Here is a 17,566-nt window from a genome sequence, read left to right as displayed (position 1 = left end):
TATGATCTTCAGAAAAAAAGCAAAAAAGGATGAAAGACCGGCTCCGCGGCAGCCTAAGGCAAAAGCCGGACAGCCGGCGGGAGGAACGTGGGCAAGGCTCGCTTACATAGTCCTTGCCGTGCTGTCCATTTACCTGACTGCATCATTCTACACGCCATGGACAGGCATGCTCGGACAGGACATCTCTTCGTCCATACTTGGATCTATTGGCGGAGCCTCGATAATACCCATCCTTTTCGCCCTCTATTTCAGTCTTTCGAGACTGCTTTCAAGAAAGATCCCCCACTTCGTGAGACAGTCCCTCGGGACACTCCTTGTTTTCATGACGGCATCGCTTCTTCTGGGTCTGAATGCAATGACCTCCGGCAATGCAGTATACCCGCTCTGGCTCTCGCCCGGAGCCTTCGGTGCATCTTTTGCCTCAGAGATATTCTCGATGCTTGGAGCCTTCGGCACATTCATAGCAGGAGCTCTCTCAATATACATATCATTATTATTGTATGATATACCTTTATTTATTAACAAAAAACTGCCCGGTTCTTCAATATTCAACTGTTTTCACAAAAAAGACAAGGAAAGGCCTGAGAAGGAATTATCCGGTGATGCTCCCAACATAACTGAATATGATGGGGCGGACTATTTTGGCCCTGCCGCGGACGAAACGGACCTACCCCCTGTCACGGTCACAGGACTTGGCCAGTATGGAACGGAAGGCTCGTTATATATTTCAGAGGAGATACAGGACCCTGAATTCAACCTTGATGACGAGGGATCATTCGAGGGGGCGGAAGAAGGCATATTCCCGCCGCCCCTTGAGATATTCGGGAACGAGGAATCTCACGAGGGCGAGATGGATGAAGAAAAGTCCATGCCTCTGGGAGAAAAAATCATAAAGGCCCTCAGACAGTTCAACATAGAGGCAAGGCTCGCGGAGATACTGGTAGGCCCCACGGTGATACAGTTCAGGATACAGCTTGCCCCGGGCATCAAAGTCAATAAAGTCGCTGTCCTTGCAAACGACATAGCGCTCGCGATGGCGGTCCCAAGCCTCAGGATCGAGGCCCCGATACCCGGTAAACCCTACGTCGGGATCGAGATACCCAACCCCAGACGCAGGGGGATCCCTCTCAGAACTATTATCGGGGACACTGCGTACCAGGACACCGACACGGCTCTCCCGCTGCCTTTTGGGGTCGCTGTAAACGGGGATTCTGTGATCATAGGACTCGAGGAGCTGCCCCATCTGCTTGTGGCAGGAACCACGGGCTCGGGAAAGAGCGTCTTTATCAACTCATGCATAGTGGGCCTGTGTTCGATGAGGACCCCGGAAGAACTCAGAATGATACTGGTAGATCCCAAGAGGGTAGAAATGGCCGTCTACGACAGGCTCCCGCATCTCCTTACGCCCCCTGTGACCGATGCAAAGAAGGCGGTACACGTACTTGCCTGGGCTATACGTGAAATGGAGTCGCGCTATACGATGTTCGCAAAAGCAAGGGTGAGGAACCTCGAAAACTTCAACAAAAAAGTCATTCCAAAAGACAGACTGCCTAACATAGTTATTGTTGTAGATGAACTTGCGGACCTTATGATGACGGCTCCCAAGGAAGTCGAGGAATACATATGCCGCCTTGCGCAGATGGCAAGGGCTACCGGCATCCATCTGATCCTTGCAACTCAGAGGCCTTCGGTAAACGTGATCACTGGACTCATCAAGGCCAACATCCCGGCGAGGGTGGCATTCACGCTTCCGAGCTCAGTAGACTCGAGGACCATAATCGACTGTTCCGGAGCGGAAAAGCTGCTGGGAAAGGGAGACTTGCTCTTCCTTTCCACCAGGCATCCAAAACCCGTCAGGATCCAGTCTCCGTGGGTGGATGAACAGGTGCTCTGCGTCTGGCTCAACTACCTTGTAAACCTTTTCGGAATGCCTGATTTCATTGAGATAGACAGACAGGGAAGCGGCCCTTCAGGCATGGATAACAGCGCCGCTTTCGATGATGACCTACTTGAGGACGCTGTCGATACGGTAATGTCGACCGGGATAGCATCCGCAAGCGGTCTCCAGCGCAGGCTGAGAGTCGGTTTTTCAAGGGCTTCACGCCTGATCGACATGATGGAGATGATAGGCATAGTGGGTCCGGCAGACGGTTCAAAACCGAGGGAGATCCTCGTCGACGAAGACGAGGCAAGGGAAATGATCAGCAATGCTAAAAACGGATATTAGCGCAGGAGGAGTCTGGAATAAAAAAAAGAGCCGTTTACTAAACGGCTCTTTGGACTTTACCGGAACGGAGGCACTTCGTGCATATATGGAGTTTGCGCGACTCTCCGCCGCCTACGTCAACACGTACACTCTGAAGGTTAATGAGCCAGCGGCGTCTGGTGTGACGGTTAGAGTGGCTGACGGCATTTCCGGTCGCCGGTCCGCGACCGCAGCAATCACAGAACTTGGACATAATTGTTTCCCCCCTTATACCTTGGAACATCCAACCTGTGCATTGTATCATAGTATATGAATTTCTTGCAACTGATCGTACTGGGGGAATTTAAATGAATTTCAGCGAAAAAATGACGGAACTTGACAAAATACTGCGCAGACTGGAAGGAGACTCGCTGCCCTTGGAAGAGGCCCTGTCCGAATTTGAAAAGGGGATCGGCCTGGTGAGGGAGTGCCGTTCTTATCTTGAAGAGGCAAAACAAAAAGTTGCGCTTCTGACCGACGACGGAGAAATTCCTTTTGAACCCGGGAACAAAGAGGATGCCTGATCATGCCGGGAGTCAAGGAACAGGACCTGAGGGTAAAAAGTGAGTTTGACAGGTACAGGGGAATATTTGAGGAATATCTTGGAACATCGTCTGCGCTGAGAAACATCGGAGTTCCCGAAAAACTGAGCGAAGCCATGGACTACTCCCTCTTTGCAGGAGGAAAGAGGCTGCGTCCGGTGCTATGCCTGGCCGCAGCAGAGAGGTTTGGGTGTCAGCCCCATGATGCGCTTCCGCTCGCTCTGGGCTTCGAGATGCTCCACACTGCGACGCTGATACATGACGACCTTCCGTGCATGGACGATGATGACATTAGAAGGGGAAAACCTTCGAACCATGCGGTCTTCGGTGAGACGCTTGCTGTTCTCGCCGGCGACGCGCTCCTTGCTCTCTCCCTTGAATACCCTCTCTGCAAAAGCGATAAGATCGTACCTGGCAGGCTGCTGAAAGCAATGCAGATCTTCAGCAGCGCCATAGGCCCTGCGGGAGTATGCGGAGGCCAGGTCCTCGACATGGACACGGCTCCGGCGAAGACTGACCCTTCCTACGTACGCAGGATCGCATCACTCAAGACCGGCACTCTCATCAGGGCCTCCGTAACAGCGGGAGCGGCCCTGGGCACTGACGATCCGGCTATTCTCGCCTGCTGCTGGGATTACGGCACTCACATAGGATCTGCATTCCAGATAATAGACGACATCCTTGATGTCTCCAGCACGGCTGAGGAGCTTGGCAAGACTCCGGGAAAGGACGCAGAGCAGGACAAGGCGACCCATGTCACCGTATACGGCATGGAGAAGGCTGCAGAAATGGCACGCGAAGAGACCGGGCTTGCAAGGGAAGCCATCCTCAGGATCCTTCCCGGCGACGATTTCCTGTCGGAATTTCCCGGATACCTCCTAAGGAGGACTCACTGAACCATACATCCGCGGCTGCGGAGTGCTAATATATAGGACGTGCATAAGGAAGGACCGGGCCAGACTTCGGGCCCGGCCGCTAAAATCGAGACCTGGAGAGATCATCCATGAGCATGCTTGGATCGGTAAAGGATTTCAAAGGCCTTAAAGGCCTTACATACGGCGAATTGAACAAACTTAGCTGCGAGATAAGGGAAATGATACTTCAGGTGACACTGAAGAACGGCGGACACCTGGCATCCTCCCTCGGAGCGGTGGAACTCACCGTGGCCCTGCTGAGGGCCTTCGACCCCCAAAGGGACAAGATCATCTTTGACGTAGGACATCAGTCATATGCCTATAAAATACTGACAGGCAGACTTGAACGATTCCACACGCTGAGGACCAGGGGCGGGATAGCAGGCTTTCCCCGAATGGACGAGAGCCCCTATGACTTTTTCACGACCGGCCACAGCAGCACATCCATATCTGCGGCAATGGGCTACGCCAAGGCGAGGGACATAAGCGGCCGGAACCACGAAGTCGTTGCGGTGATAGGGGACGGAGCCCTTCTGAACGGGGTCTCTTTCGAAGCCCTCAACTGCGTTGAAAGTACGGGGACAAAGGTGATCATAGTCCTTAACGACAACAAGATGTCCATAAGCCCGAGGATCGGGGGGATAGCAGGACACCTGGCCCGTCTTTCTGTAAACCCCACGTACATTAAATTCAAGGATTTCATTAAGGATCAGTGTCACACCTTAAAACGCGGAGACGCGCTGGAAGAGGCACTCAAAAAGATCAAGTCCAAATTAAAATCCCTGATCCTTCCGACGAACATTTTCGAAGAGATGGGAATAAACTACTGGGGCCCGTTCAACGGCCATGACATAGAGGAGATGGAGGAGGTCTTCCGGCTCGCAAGGCATTGCAAAGAACCTGTTCTTATCCATGTCCTTACGAAAAAGGGCAAGGGATGCTGCGAAGCGGAGAACAACTCGCCCTTCTTCCATGGGATTGGCCCCAACACCGATCTGGACGCGGCACAGAACCACACTGCGACATCACGGCCCTCTTGGAGCGAGATAATGTCAGAGGCACTTACAGAGGCAGCCTCCCATGACCCGCGCATCGCTGTCTGCACCGCTGCGATGACTGACGGGACCAAACTGAACGGATTCGCAGAAAAGTATCCGGAAAGGTTCTTCGACGTGGGGATCTCGGAAGAACACATGCTGACCTTCGCCGCAGGAATGGCGGCAGGCGGGATGAGACCGGCTGTCTGCATATATTCGACCTTTCTTCAAAGGGCTGCGGACCAGCTGATGCACGATATATGTCTTTCAAAACTGCCCGTAATGATCGGGGCAGACAGGGCCGGCCTTGTAGGCGAGGACGGGGAGACTCATCACGGACTCCTTGACGTCCCGTGGTTCAGGACCCTGCCCGGCATAACGATCGCTGCGCCAAGGGACGCTTCGGATCTCAGATTTTTCGTAAATGGCTGGATCGAAAGAGGCATCCCGATGATCGCAAGATATCCAAGGGGAAAGGCACCCCAGGATATCCTGCCCGCAGGCCGGACAGAGAGAGTTCCTGCAGGGTGGGGAAAACTGGAGATCCTTGCCCGTGGAAGTGATGTATGTCTTTTGGGGATAGGAAGTACTGTCGAACTGATGCTTAAGACTGCTGAGAAGCTTGAAACCGGTGAGGGCATCATTCCGACAGTTGCTGACCTTCGCTTCATAAAGCCACTGGATCTCGAAGGGCTCTCAGAGATAATGAGAAAACACTCTGTCGTCGTAACAGCCGAGGAAAACTATCTGAACGGAGGATCGGGCATGGCGGTCTCAGAATACGCATGCAGGAACCATCCGGAGTGCCGAGTCATAAACATAGGCATCCCGGACAGGTACATATCCCATGCGACGCGCTCGGAGCAGTGGACCGAATGCGGCCTCACCCCTGAAGCGGTAATAAACTCGCTCAAAGGGCAGTGATGAAGAAAAGGCTGGTAAGGCTGGACAAAATCCTTGTAGAAAGGCAGATGCTCCTTTCAAGGACAGCGGCCCAGAGTTACATAGAAGAGGGACGGGTAAAGGTCGACGGAATAACTGTAAACAAAAGCGCCTCGATGGTCTCCGGCGATTCCGACATATGCCTTGACGCCCCGGAGAAAGAGTGGGTGAGCAGGGGAGCCCATAAACTGACAAGAGGACTGGACATATTTGGGATCGACCCCTCCGGAAAGACCTGTATCGATATCGGCGCTTCCACCGGAGGATTCACGGATGTGCTTCTGTCCAGGGGAGCCGAAAAAGTATTCGCGGTCGACGTCGGATACGGGCAGCTTGCCTGGAAACTCAGAAACGACCCCAGGGTCGTAGTGATGGAAAGGACCAACGCCCGGCGTCTGACTGAGGATATGATCGGCGGAGAAAAGGCAGACATTATTGTTTCAGACGCCTCCTTCATATCACTGAAACTGCTTCTCAGACCGCTTGAGGCGCTTCTGAAAGCGGAAGGGGCAATGATAGTGCTGGTAAAACCGCAGTTCGAAGTCGGAAGGGAAAAGGTCGGCAGGGGAGTGATCCACGACCCCGCACTTCACGAGGAGACACTCAGTGATCTGGCCGCTTTCGTCGAAAGTGAGACGGGACTTCTCCTCTCAGATGCGACATATTCGCCGATAAGGGGACCTGAGGGCAATATAGAATTTCTCTTTCTTTTGGGACTGAAGAGCAATACAATAGTGAAACATGCCGATATTGACTTCGGGAAACTGGTCGAAGAGGCACACGTGGCTACAAAGTAAAGGCAGGGGACAAAAGATGAAAAAAAACAACGTCGGACTTCTTTTCAATACGCAGAAACCTGAAGCCATAAGCCTGGCCTCAAAACTCTGCGCATGGGGCAGGGAGAGCGGCATCAACTTTATGCTTCCTCCGCACGAGGCTTCCGCCCTCAGCATACCAGATATACCCGACAACATATGGCGCGAAGATGTCGAATTCGCTGTCATCCTGGGCGGAGACGGCACGTTTCTACGTGCTGCGAGGTACACTTTCGGCTATCCGATACCACTTTACGGGATCAACCTCGGCAGGCTTGGCTTCCTTGCCACAGGCGACCCCGAGTGCGCGAAAGAGGATATTACCTCAATACTGGAGAACAATTTCACTCTCCAGCAGAGACACCTGATAAAAGGGCTGGTATGGAGGGGAGGAAGGATCGTATACGAGCTTCACGCCCTGAATGACCTTGTCATATCCAAAGGCAGCCTCGCAAGGGTCATAGACCTTGAAGTACGCGTGGGCGACGAAATACTCTCCCTCTTCCTTGCTGACGGGCTTATACTCTCCACTCCGACAGGATCTACCGCATATGCCCTCTCAGCGGGCGGTCCGATAGTCCCGCCTCATGTTCCCTGCATGCTTCTGGCTCCGATATGCGCACATACGCTTTACGCGAGGCCGGTAGTCCTGAGCGGCACAGACAGGGCCTATGTGACTCCAAAGGGGGACAACAGGAACCTCATACTCACTCAGGACGGACAGCTATGTTATGAACTGCTTCCCGACGATCACCTTGAAGCCATGCTGGATCCCGACATCCACATAAACATAATCCAGCTTAAAGACAGGAGCTACTACGATCTCCTCAGGGAAAAGCTGCGCTGGGGCTTTAACGGGATCACAGACGGAGGAGACTGACTTTGATCGAGGATATCCGCGTCCGCGGGGTAGGCGGCATCAGAGAGGCGGAGTTATCTCTCAGCGGCGGCTTCATAGTGATCACCGGCGAGAGCGGCTCAGGCAAGAGCAGCCTCGTGCGCGCCATGGAATTCATCGCCGGGAAACGTGCCCAGACCAACTACATCCACGCACTCGAGGAATCCGCGGATGTTCTTATGACCATTTCATGCACCAGGATCCCAGGACTTGATGAAGAATACCAGCCTCAGGGCGGGACTCTCATAGTAAGGCGCCAGTTCAGCCGGAACGGGAGGGGCAGATGCCTGATGCAGAACAACCCTGTCCCGCTGGGCACGCTCTCTTCATCGATGGAAAGAGAGCTTGTCATCCAGAGCCAGTTTGCACAGCTCGGTCTTATAGATCCTTCCATCCAGCTTGACCTTGTGGACTCCTGCGGAGGAAAGCCGCTGGATCTGATCAAAAAGGAGCTTGAGTCCGCTTTCGACGAAACGCTGGCGGCAGAGCGCACGATCATAAGCCTGAAGAAACGGCGGGAAGAAACTGAAGCGTTCTGCCAGAATGCAGAAAACGCGATCAGGATAATAAAGGCCCTGGAACTGGAAGAAGACAGCGAGAGAATATGGGAAACTGAACTTAAGGAACTTGAATCAAAGGAAAACGCCAGAACCGCGCTTGCATCAATACACGAAAGGCTTGCCGGAGGGACAGCCTGCGGCGGTATCATTGAAAACCTTGAATCGATCAGCAGGGAAATATATGCGTCTTCACCTGCAAAGACGGGCCGCTGGAAGGATGGCGTCGAAAAGATGCTTATTTCGGCACAGTCAGTGGCGGTGATGCTTCAGGACGAACTGCGGGAACTCTCTGCGGAAGGCAGCATTGAAGAGGCAAAAGAGCGTCTGGAGAAAAAGATCGGATCCCTCAGAAAACTGAAGCGGTCGCTTGACCTCTTCAGCTGCAAACAGCTTCTCGATCACGCTGCCAAAGCATCTGAGGGGATGGCATGGCTCAAAGAGAACCATGCTGAGCTTGAAGAGCTTGAAATGAAGGCTGCTGAGAATAAAAAGAGGACAAGATCTCTTGCCCTGGAACTTCGGAAACTTAGGAAGGCCGCGGCTGAAGAGCTCGCTTCAAGGGTGAACTCCCACCTGAATGACCTCGCGATGGAGCATGCGCTCTTTTCTATCGACATAGAGGAACAGGACAAGCTCCGTTCGAACGGGGCGGAAGCAGTTTCATTCAAAATGAGCATGCCTGACCAGCCCCCCCTGCCCGTGGGCAGAACGGCTTCAGGCGGCGAGCTTAGCAGGATACTGATAGCCCTCCAGCTCTCGCTCGGCGATGAACAGCTCCCGGGAACACTGGTCTTTGATGAGGTCGAAGCCGGGCTTGGAGGCAGGACCGCCCTTCTTGCCGGACAAAAACTGAGGGAACTGTCGGGAAGATGCAGGACCGTTCTGATAACCCATGAGGCCGCTATTGCTTCGATGGCGGATCAGCACTTTCTGGTAAAAAGGGACGGAGACGAGACGACCGTCACTGAGATCAGGGACGCGGAGCGCGAAAAGGAGATCGCGAGAATGCTCGCAGGAGACGACAACTCCCGCGAAGCGCTGGAACATGCGAGGTCGCTCCTAAATACGGGCGGCAACGGTGACAGTCATCGTTGACCAGCCTGAAGCGGCAGACGGTTTCGTACGGACTGACCTCTCTTATTGACTAAACATACATTTTTCACTATAATACGCAGGTTGTAGAATGCGCTTGGTGCAGGCCACAAAAGCCTCAGGGCTGCCTGACACGCAGCGGAGGGAGGAAAAATAAGTATGTATGCAGTGATCGAAACGGGCGGCAAGCAGTACAGAGTAGCGGCAGGAGACAAACTCCGTCTTGAGAAGATCCACGCCGAAGAGGGCGCAGAGGTCTCTTTTGACAAAGTTATCCTTCTCGGCAAGGATGACGGACCTGTTATCGGCACCCCCTATGTTGAGGGAGCCGCAGTTACGGGCAAAGTCCTTGAACACGGCAAAGATGACAAGGTGATCGTCTTCAAGTACCGCAGAAAGAAGAATTACCGCAAATTCCGCGGACACCGTCAGCAGTACACACTTGTACAGGTCGACGGTATCACAGGCTAGGGCAGTACTTAAAGAGGAGGTAACCGAGTTATGGCACATAAAAAAGGTCAGGGAAGCAGCACTAACGGCCGGGACAGTCAGCCAAAATATCTGGGAGTGAAGCGCAGTGACGGACAGTCAGTCAACGCCGGGACCATAATAGTGCGTCAGCGCGGCACTAAGTTCCACCCCGGAAACAATGTCGGGATCGGCCGCGATCACACCCTTTTCGCTCTTGCTGCAGGCAAGGTCCGTTTTCTAACCAGGGCAGACCGTAAATTCGTAACTGTTGAGCCTGAAGCACTTTAAGCAATAGCAAGTTTCAGCATGATCCCGGGGGCCTTAAACAGCAGGCCCCCTTTTATAGTATTTCAGGGACGGGGTAACAGACAATGAAATTTATCGATTCAATGCGTCTTTCTGTCAAGGCAGGAAGGGGAGGGAACGGGTGCATGAGTTTCCTCCGCGAAAGGTTCAGGCCTAACGGGGGACCGGACGGAGGCAACGGAGGAAGGGGAGGCAGCATCATTTTTGAGGCCACCACCAATCTTCAGACGCTTGCCGACCTCGAATACCAGAGACACATAAAGGGCAGCGACGGAAGCCATGGCAAAGGCAGCGCAAGAAACGGAGCCATGGGTGAAGATACAGTTGTGCTTGTACCATGCGGCACAATAATTTATGACGCTCTGACAAACGAGGGGCTAGCCGACCTTGTAGAACCGGGGGACCGTTTCGTTGCCGCCAGAGGCGGCAGGGGAGGCAGAGGCAACCGCTACTTTTCGAGCTCTGCGAGAAAGGCTCCCAGGTTCTGTGAAAACGGGGACCTCGGAGAAGAAGCTGAGCTGAGGCTTGAACTTAAACTTATAGCCGACGTAGGACTCGTAGGTCTTCCAAACGTCGGGAAGTCGAGCATACTTGCGGCGATATCCAACGCCCAGCCAAAGATCGCAAATTATCCCTTCACAACACTCTCTCCGAACCTGGGTGTACTGACGACCGGGTATGAGAGGATAGTGATCGCGGACATACCGGGACTCATCGAAGGCGCCCACATGAACAAGGGGCTTGGCATCCAGTTTCTGAGACACATCGCACGCAGCAGGCTTCTTATCCACGTGCTTAGCCTGGAATGCCGGGATTTTGACCTGCTCATTGAAGAGCTCGAGACAGTCCGAAACGAAATGAGATCATTCGACCCGGACCTGGACACCCGTCCGTACTTTGTGGCAGCCAACAAGCTTGATGAACTTGAGGAGCCTGAAGAGCTGCTCGATAAGCTGTCCCGGCATTTTGGATCTGCGGGCATAAGCTTCTGTGCTGTGAGCGCACTGACTGAAGAGGGCATTCCGGAGCTTGTAAGGCATATAATAGACTTTACGGAAAAGAACCCCAGACCCAGGAGCGAGGTAAGGCTCTACGCGCTTGACAGAGAGGAAGATACCCCGGCGACTGTCAGGACGAGGAACAGGATCCAGATCATATCCCTCCACGGAGGAGGATACAGGGTCCTTCACCACAGGCTGGAAAAGGCTGTCGAACGCTATGACCTCAGCCAGGACGAGAATGTCGCAAGATTTACCCTTCTTATGAGGAAATACAAGGTCGAGGAGCTTCTGGAAGCAGCAGGGGCACAAGAGGGAGACCAGATCACGATAGGGCACAGGGAGTTCATTTTCTACCCTGACTATTATCCCTCAGACCCTGAAATTCCGGATGAAGAAGATCCGGTCGAAGATATGGAACCGGAGGAAGACTAAGACAAAAAGAGGCAGAAAATAATGACTAACAGCTGTCAGAGAAGGATAGGTATCATGGGAGGCACCTTTGACCCGATACATTACGGACATCTCAGGGCTGCGGACGAGGCCCACGCCGCCTTTGGCCTTTCTGAAGTTATTTTCGTCCCTACAGGCCAGCCTCCCCACAAAGCAGGGGAGAAAGTCTCTTCTTCGGGAGACAGATACATGATGACGGTACTGGCGACAGTCGATTGTCCCTATTTTTCCGTCTCGAGAATAGAGATCGACAAGACCGGCAAAAGCTATACCATCGATACATTGAGACAGCTGAAAGCAATGCCGGAATATCATGACACGGAATTCTACTTCATAACGGGACTGGACGCCGTACTCGATATCGTCTCATGGAAAAACCCTGAGGAAATCATGAGCATGTGTAAATTTGTAGCCGTTAGTAGGTATGGATATGCCCGCAGCAGAATGGAAGAACTGCCCGAAGACTTAAGGTCAGCTATTATATCGCTTGAGATACCGCTTCTGGCAATATCAAGTACGGGACTGAGAGAGAGGGTAAGAAGGGACAGGAGCATAAGGTTTCTTGTCCCGCCGTCTGTGGAACACTATATCAGAAAAAAGTCCCTGTACAGAGACATCTGATACCCGCATGGAGGTAAACGCCTTTGATGAAACATTATAAGTCGATCATAACAGTCGTGGCGATAGCAATACTGGGAATAGCCGCAGGCGCCGGGATCAAGGTCTATTCCATACTTCACACAAAATCAGAGGACATACTCGGCACCATTGAGAGTTCGATAGACAGCGGCAGTGCGCAGTACGCCGCACTGAAGGAACAGGGAAGGTTCAACATCCTCATCATGGGGGAGGATGACGTAGAGGGCTCAAGGCGCTCCGACACCGTATTATTCGCCACTATCGACATAGATGACAAGAACATTAGGGTACTCTCCCTTCCAAGGGACACCCGGGTACAGATCCCGGGACACGGCGTTCAAAAACTCAACCACGCATTTGCGTACGGAGGCCCGGACCTTCTCAAGGCTACCGTCGAAAAGTATCTCGGACAGCCCATCCTTTACTATGTGATAATAGACTACGTCAGCTTCCCTGCAGTTGTGGACATCCTGGGCGGGGTCGAGATAGATGTTGAGAAAAAAATGAGATATGTAGACAGGGCAGGCAAGCTTGACATCAACATCAAGCCCGGCCTTCAGACAATGGACGGGAAAACAGCGCTGCATTATGTCCGGTTCAGGATGGACGCACTGGGCGACATAGGAAGGGTGCACAGGCAGCAGCAGTTCATCAAGGCAGTTCTGAAAAAAGCCTACGATCCCAGGATACTTGTCAAGATCCCGGAACTGACCGCGCAGATGATGAAGCTCTTCAAGACGGACATGTCTCCCGCACTCGCTATACAGCTGGCAGGTTTTGCCCAGAACGAACTCGGCAGGGAGCGGATATTCTTTTCCACCCTCCACGGTCAGGCTGCGATGGTCAACAACCTCAGCTACTGGGTGGGGGACACCAAGGCCGCGAACGAATTCCTCAACGCTCCGATCGAGATGCTGATCTCCGGTGATATGACGGAAAACAAGAATACCAGCAATTTTGCGGGCCTGTCTTTGTCCTACTCTTCGGCGGCAGATGAGACGAAGGTAAACGGAGAAACGATCGGACATGAAAAGAAGGAAGAGAAGAAACCGGAAAATGCCATTACAAAAGACGAGCTTCTGAGCCTCATTAGGTCTATGCCGGAATCGATAGCAGTGCTCAACGGATCAGGCAAAGCGGGGCTGAGTACTGAGGTCGCCTCAAAACTACAGAAGATCGGCATTGAGGTAGTCATGTCGGCAAATGCGAAGCACTTTGACTACAGGAGCAGCAACGTAGTATACCCCTTAAATGCGAAACCTGAGATGATAAAAACTGCCCAGACTCTAGGTAAACTGCTTGACATACCCGGCAGTCTGGTAAGATCGAACAATCAGGCATTCTATCCTTCGGTGATCATCGGACACGACAGCCAGGAGCTGATCCGCCGCATTGACAAACTTATAGAGATAAGCACACAATAGCAATTACAGATTGCCACAGATTTCAATTTCTGAGAAGGCGGGGCGAAGACTTTTATGACATCATCAAAAGCTACGATAGAGGAGTTCTACGAACCATACAAGCCACTGGTGGACGCGCTGATGGACAAGCATGCGCTGGAGGTTACCGTACACAACCTGAGCGAGGTCTCAGGTTTCACTGAGGCATTCATAGTCGCCATTGCCCGTTCAGATCTTCATGCCAGGACCCTGCGTGACACTGCAAGCGAGAAACTTGACGAAATGAAGCTCCCTCACAAGGTCGAGGGTGAGGAGAGCAGCCGCTGGTGCCTGATGGACGCCGGACACCTGGTCGTAAACATTCTAAGCAGAGAGGGACGTGACTATTACAGGCTCGATTCGCTCTGGGGAGACGCTCCTGCATTGAAATTCCGCGATCAGGACGAATAGCGGGGAGGGAAAAGGATGAGCTGCATCTTTTGTGAAATAGATGACTATATACTGGACAACGAACTGGTCTATGCGATATTTGACAGGATGCCTGTAAACAAAGGACACATGCTCTTTATAACCAAGAGACACGCGGAAAGCTTCTTTGACATCACAAAGGAAGAACGTGAGGCCATCTTCAACCTGATCGATGAAGCTAAGCCTATGCTTGACCAGATATACTCGCCTGAGGGCTACAACATCGGAGTGAACTGCGGAAAGATTTCCGGACAGTCGGTCATGCATGCTCATGTACATCTGATACCCAGATACCCAGGGGACACTGAAGCTCCCAACGGCGGTGTCCGCGGCGTCATTCCCGAAAAAATGAAGTATAAATAATAAAAATAATTAATGTCCTATAATATATCTTATGTGACCTTATTTTTTTTATCAGAAGCCCCCTTTTCTGGACGCAGATACTTACCTGAGGCGAGAGCTCTTTTCAACCGCTTTTTTCAGAGGTATGAATGTGCCTACCTATACAAGTTATGCCCCTCTGCGTCGATCCTGGAGGGGCATTTTTTTGATCGCTTTCAATAAAAAGGCCGGAGGGTTTTAATGGTTGTCTTTGCCCCCTCCGGACGATACTGATCCCTCTTTTTATGATGTATTATGTCTTATCTATGATCGATGTTGATAGATTTCTATTATTGGACTGCAGCCTTCGCTATCGCCAGGAAGCTGTCGGGCTTCAGGGAGGCACCTCCGACAAGTACGCCGTCGATGTCCTTCATTGAAAGTATCGAGGCAGTGTTTTCCGGCTTTACGCTTCCGCCGTACAGTATGATCGTCTTGTCTGATATGCCTTCGCCGAATGTGTCAGCAATAAGTTTTCTGATAAATCCGCAGACCTCCTGCGCGTCTTCGCTGCCCGCAGTCTTGCCTGTTCCGATCGCCCAGACGGGTTCATACGCGACTATTATCTTTTCTGCAACATCCTTGCCGTCCATCGATTTCAGCCCTGCCAGAAGCTGTTTTCTTATCACGTCAAAAGTGTTTCTCGATTCTCGTTCTTCAAGCAGCTCACCGACGCAGAAAACCGGTTTCAGTCCTTCTTCCAGGGCCATGACCAACTTATTGTGAAGTTCTTCACTTGTCTCATGGAATACATGCCTGCGCTCGCTGTGTCCGATGATCACATGGGTACAGCCAACTTCTTTGAGCATGGGAGCCGAAACTTCGCCGGTGAATGCTCCGCTTTTTTCCCAATGCATGTTTTGAGCGCCGATGATAAGAGGAGAGCTCCCCTTCCCCGCTGCAGCGGCAGAGAGCGACACAAAGGGAGCAAAGACTGCGACTTCCATCATTCCCTTATCAATATTTGAGGAGATACCTGCATCCGAGGTCAGTTTCGGCACAAAATCAGACATAAACTCCCCGGTAGCAGCCGGTCCGTTGAACATTTTCCAGTTTCCCGCAATAAATCTTCTCCGCATCTTCTGATCCTCCTTGATATACAAAAAAAAGCGGCTTCGGCAGAAATTCATCCCCAAAACCGCTTTTATCTTTTTATTCCCTGATTTCGTACGGTTCTATTCCGGGCAGTATCTTTCCTTCGAAGAACTCGAGGCTTGCTCCTCCTCCTGTGGAAACATGTGAGACCTTATCCTCTAATCCGAACCGGGCGATCGCCGCCGCGGAGTCCCCTCCCCCGACTACGGTGAAGGAACCCGTTTCCGTTGCCTTTACCAGCGCTTTGGCTACAGCCTCAGTCCCCTTTGAGAACGCGGGCATCTCAAATACACCCATAGGTCCGTTCCAGAGAACAGTTTTGGAAGAGAGAATGACATCAGCAAAAGCCGCGGCAGTCTCCGGGCCGATGTCCAGCCCCATCTTGCCCGCGGTGATCTCCTCAGGAGCGACCAGAGTCCACGGCGAATCGGCTTTGAACTCGTCCGCTGCGATGACATCCAGCGGAAGGAGTATCTTCACACCAAGCTTTTCTGCCTCATCAAGCATCTTTGAAGCGAACTCGACCTTATCTTCCTCACAGAGTGATTTGCCGATCTCGAGCCCTTTCGCCTTGAAAAAGGTAAAGGCCATCCCTCCGCCGATAAGTATGGTGTCAACTTTTTTCAGCATGTTTTCTACGACGGCTATCTTATCGGACACCTTTGCTCCGCCCAGTATAAGCACGAATGGCTTTTTTGGGTCGTCACGGACAGTTCCGAGCATCTCTGTCTCCTTCACGATCAGAAGTCCCGCGAATGATGGGAGCACCTCCGCGACCGCCCTTGTTGAAGAATGGGCCCTGTGAGCCGCGCTGAATGCGTCCATGACAAAGAGGTCGAAGTTCTCTGCCAGTTTTTTTGCAAAATCCATGCCGTTCTTTTCTTCTTCTGGATGGAACCTGACGTTCTCAAGAAGAAGGACCTCGTTGCCCCAGCCTGAGGTCGCTTTTTCAACGTCAGGACCAACGCACTCCGGGACAAAACGGACATCCCATCCGGTAATATTCGCAAGCTCCTCGCCGACAGGCTTAAGCGAGTATTTCATGTCCGCCGTCCCCTTTGGCCTGCCCAGGTGAGATATCAGAGCGACCTTGGCTCCTGCCGCCTTAAGAGCCCTCAAAGTGGGAAGATGTGCACAGATCCTTGTAGGATCGGCAACTTTGCCGTCTTCGAGAGGTACATTGAAATCGACCCTCACCAAAACCTTTTTTCCGGTGACGTCACCGGGCAAAAAAGTTTTCAGCCTCATATGGTTAAAGCCCCTTCGAGAAAATGTGCTCTGCCAGGTCTATCACTCTGTTGCTGTAAGCCCATTCGTTGTCATACCATGAGAGCACCTTTACCATTTTGTCGCCCATCACCATGGTGTGCCTCGGCGCGAAGATCGAGGAACGCGGATCACCTACGAAGTCCATTGAAACAAGGTCTTCGGGTTCATAGCCCAGGATGCCCTTCAGAGGCCCTTCGGCGTATTCCTTCATTGCCGCGTTCACATCGTCGGCGGTCACGGCCTTTTCAAGAACCACAGTGAGGTCTACGACCGAGACGTCCGGGGTCGGGACGCGCAGAGCGAAACCGTTAAGTTTACCCTTCAGCTCCGGCATGACTTCCGAGATAGCCTTTGCGGCTCCGGTAGTCGTCGGGATGATGGAAAGCGCTGCCGCCCTTCCGCGGGAAAGAGTAGACTTCGGGAAGTCGAGTGTTACCTGATCGTTAGTATAGGAGTGGATCGTGTTCATAAGTCCCTCGACAATGCCGAACTTTTCCTGAAGGACCTTGCACACCGGAGCAAGGCAGTTCGTGGTGCAGGAGGCATTTGAGATGATATTGTGCTTTGCTGGGTCATATATACCCTCATTAACTCCCATTACTATCGTTGCATCCTGGTTTTTGGCCGGCGCCGAAATGATGACCTTTTTAGCTCCTGCCGTGATGTGAGCCTTTGCCGCATTGGCGTCTGTAAAGCGGCCTGTGCTTTCGATTACAAGGTCCACACCGAGCTCTTTCCACGGCAGTTTTGCGGGATCGGGTTCAGCCACTGCCTTTATTTTTTTGCCGTTCACTACAAGAAAGTCTCCGTCGATGGAAACTTCGCCGGGGAAACGGCGGAAAACTGAGTCATACTTCAGGAGATATGCAAGGGATGCCGGCGGTGTGAGGTCGTTTACTGCCACGATCTCAAAGAGATTGTCCTTTCCGTTCATGAAGAAGGAACGGAGCGAGAGACGCCCAATTCGTCCAAAACCGTTGATCGCAACCTTGTACTTTGCCATTAGAATTGCCTCCTTAAATTTTTGTCACAAACTAT

General features: G+C 52.3%; 18 protein-coding genes. 14 read left to right on the top strand and 4 right to left on the bottom strand.

Annotated elements, in window-relative coordinates; translation table 11 throughout:
- The first annotated feature begins 1 nt into the window (after position 1).
- Positions 2-2,227 (top strand): DNA translocase FtsK, encoded by a 2,226-nt coding sequence (locus OLM33_04625; protein MCW1712959.1) that lies wholly within the window; start codon positions 2-4, stop codon positions 2,225-2,227.
- Between the two features lie 37 nt (positions 2,228-2,264).
- Here the strand turns inward: OLM33_04625 and rpmB are convergent, their stop codons facing one another.
- Positions 2,265-2,459 carry a 50S ribosomal protein L28 gene (rpmB, locus tag OLM33_04620; protein MCW1712958.1) on the bottom strand — a complete coding sequence of 65 codons (195 nt, stop codon included), beginning with the start codon at positions 2,457-2,459 and terminating at the stop codon, positions 2,265-2,267.
- Between the two features lie 94 nt (positions 2,460-2,553).
- Here rpmB and xseB point away from each other — a divergent pair, with 94 nt between their 5' ends.
- The 13 genes from xseB to OLM33_04555 all read left to right on the top strand — a co-directional run bounded on the left by xseB (position 2,554) and on the right by OLM33_04555 (position 14,146).
- Positions 2,554-2,769 carry an exodeoxyribonuclease VII small subunit gene (gene xseB / locus OLM33_04615; GenBank protein ID MCW1712957.1) on the top strand — a complete coding sequence of 72 codons (216 nt, stop codon included), beginning with the start codon at positions 2,554-2,556 and terminating at the stop codon, positions 2,767-2,769.
- 2 nt (positions 2,770-2,771) lie between these two features.
- Positions 2,772-3,683 carry a polyprenyl synthetase family protein gene (locus tag OLM33_04610; GenBank protein MCW1712956.1) on the top strand — a complete coding sequence of 304 codons (912 nt, stop codon included), beginning with the start codon at positions 2,772-2,774 and terminating at the stop codon, positions 3,681-3,683.
- 107 nt (positions 3,684-3,790) lie between these two features.
- Positions 3,791-5,662 carry a 1-deoxy-D-xylulose-5-phosphate synthase gene (dxs, locus tag OLM33_04605; GenBank protein MCW1712955.1) on the top strand — a complete coding sequence of 624 codons (1,872 nt, stop codon included), beginning with the start codon at positions 3,791-3,793 and terminating at the stop codon, positions 5,660-5,662.
- A complete protein-coding gene (locus OLM33_04600) occupies positions 5,662-6,477 on the top strand; it encodes a TlyA family RNA methyltransferase (GenBank protein ID MCW1712954.1) in 816 nt (271 codons plus the stop codon). Before dxs ends, OLM33_04600 begins: the two co-directional genes overlap by 1 nt.
- Positions 6,478-6,493: 16 nt before the next feature.
- Complete coding sequence (locus tag OLM33_04595; GenBank protein ID MCW1712953.1) at positions 6,494-7,375, top strand: NAD(+)/NADH kinase; 882 nt, start codon at positions 6,494-6,496, stop codon at positions 7,373-7,375.
- A gap of 2 nt (positions 7,376-7,377) precedes the next feature.
- Complete coding sequence (locus tag OLM33_04590) at positions 7,378-9,048, top strand: AAA family ATPase (protein MCW1712952.1); 1,671 nt, start codon at positions 7,378-7,380, stop codon at positions 9,046-9,048.
- Positions 9,049-9,204: 156 nt separating this feature from the next.
- Positions 9,205-9,516 carry a 50S ribosomal protein L21 gene (gene rplU / locus OLM33_04585; GenBank protein ID MCW1712951.1) on the top strand — a complete coding sequence of 104 codons (312 nt, stop codon included), beginning with the start codon at positions 9,205-9,207 and terminating at the stop codon, positions 9,514-9,516.
- A 30-nt stretch (positions 9,517-9,546) separates the two neighbouring features.
- Positions 9,547-9,804: a 50S ribosomal protein L27 gene (rpmA, locus tag OLM33_04580; protein ID MCW1712950.1), complete on the top strand. Its 258-nt coding sequence runs from the start codon at positions 9,547-9,549 to the stop codon at positions 9,802-9,804.
- A gap of 83 nt (positions 9,805-9,887) precedes the next feature.
- Positions 9,888-11,255, top strand: coding sequence for a GTPase ObgE (obgE, locus tag OLM33_04575; protein MCW1712949.1), 1,368 nt, complete (start codon positions 9,888-9,890; stop codon positions 11,253-11,255).
- 21 nt (positions 11,256-11,276) lie between these two features.
- Positions 11,277-11,894: a nicotinate-nucleotide adenylyltransferase gene (nadD, locus tag OLM33_04570; protein MCW1712948.1), complete on the top strand. Its 618-nt coding sequence runs from the start codon at positions 11,277-11,279 to the stop codon at positions 11,892-11,894.
- 26 nt (positions 11,895-11,920) lie between these two features.
- Positions 11,921-13,336 (top strand): LCP family protein, encoded by a 1,416-nt coding sequence (locus OLM33_04565; GenBank protein ID MCW1712947.1) that lies wholly within the window; start codon positions 11,921-11,923, stop codon positions 13,334-13,336.
- Positions 13,337-13,390: 54 nt separating this feature from the next.
- The gene (gene rsfS / locus OLM33_04560; GenBank protein ID MCW1712946.1) at positions 13,391-13,765 is read left to right on the top strand and encodes a ribosome silencing factor; all 375 of its coding nucleotides are present in this window, start codon (positions 13,391-13,393) and stop codon (positions 13,763-13,765) included.
- A gap of 15 nt (positions 13,766-13,780) precedes the next feature.
- Positions 13,781-14,146 carry an HIT family protein gene (locus OLM33_04555; protein ID MCW1712945.1) on the top strand — a complete coding sequence of 122 codons (366 nt, stop codon included), beginning with the start codon at positions 13,781-13,783 and terminating at the stop codon, positions 14,144-14,146.
- A 308-nt stretch (positions 14,147-14,454) separates the two neighbouring features.
- Here the strand turns inward: OLM33_04555 and tpiA are convergent, their stop codons facing one another.
- The 3 genes from tpiA to gap form a co-directional block, all read right to left on the bottom strand.
- The gene (gene tpiA, locus OLM33_04550; protein ID MCW1712944.1) at positions 14,455-15,243 is read right to left on the bottom strand and encodes a triose-phosphate isomerase; all 789 of its coding nucleotides are present in this window, start codon (positions 15,241-15,243) and stop codon (positions 14,455-14,457) included.
- A 73-nt stretch (positions 15,244-15,316) separates the two neighbouring features.
- Entirely contained in the window at positions 15,317-16,507 is a 1,191-nt protein-coding gene (locus OLM33_04545) for a phosphoglycerate kinase (protein ID MCW1712943.1), read from the bottom strand.
- 4 nt (positions 16,508-16,511) lie between these two features.
- On the bottom strand, positions 16,512-17,531 hold the full coding sequence (gene gap, locus OLM33_04540) for a type I glyceraldehyde-3-phosphate dehydrogenase (protein ID MCW1712942.1): 1,020 nt from the start codon (positions 17,529-17,531) through the stop codon (positions 16,512-16,514).
- Positions 17,532-17,566: the final 35 nt, after the last annotated feature.

It is taken from the genome of Synergistaceae bacterium DZ-S4, from assembly GCA_025943965.1.
GTDB classification, from domain to species: Bacteria; Synergistota; Synergistia; order Synergistales; family Synergistaceae; genus Caenicola; species Caenicola nitritireducens.
The sequence above is the reverse complement of the archived record's forward strand: the minus strand, read 5'-3'. Positions and strand labels throughout refer to the sequence as shown.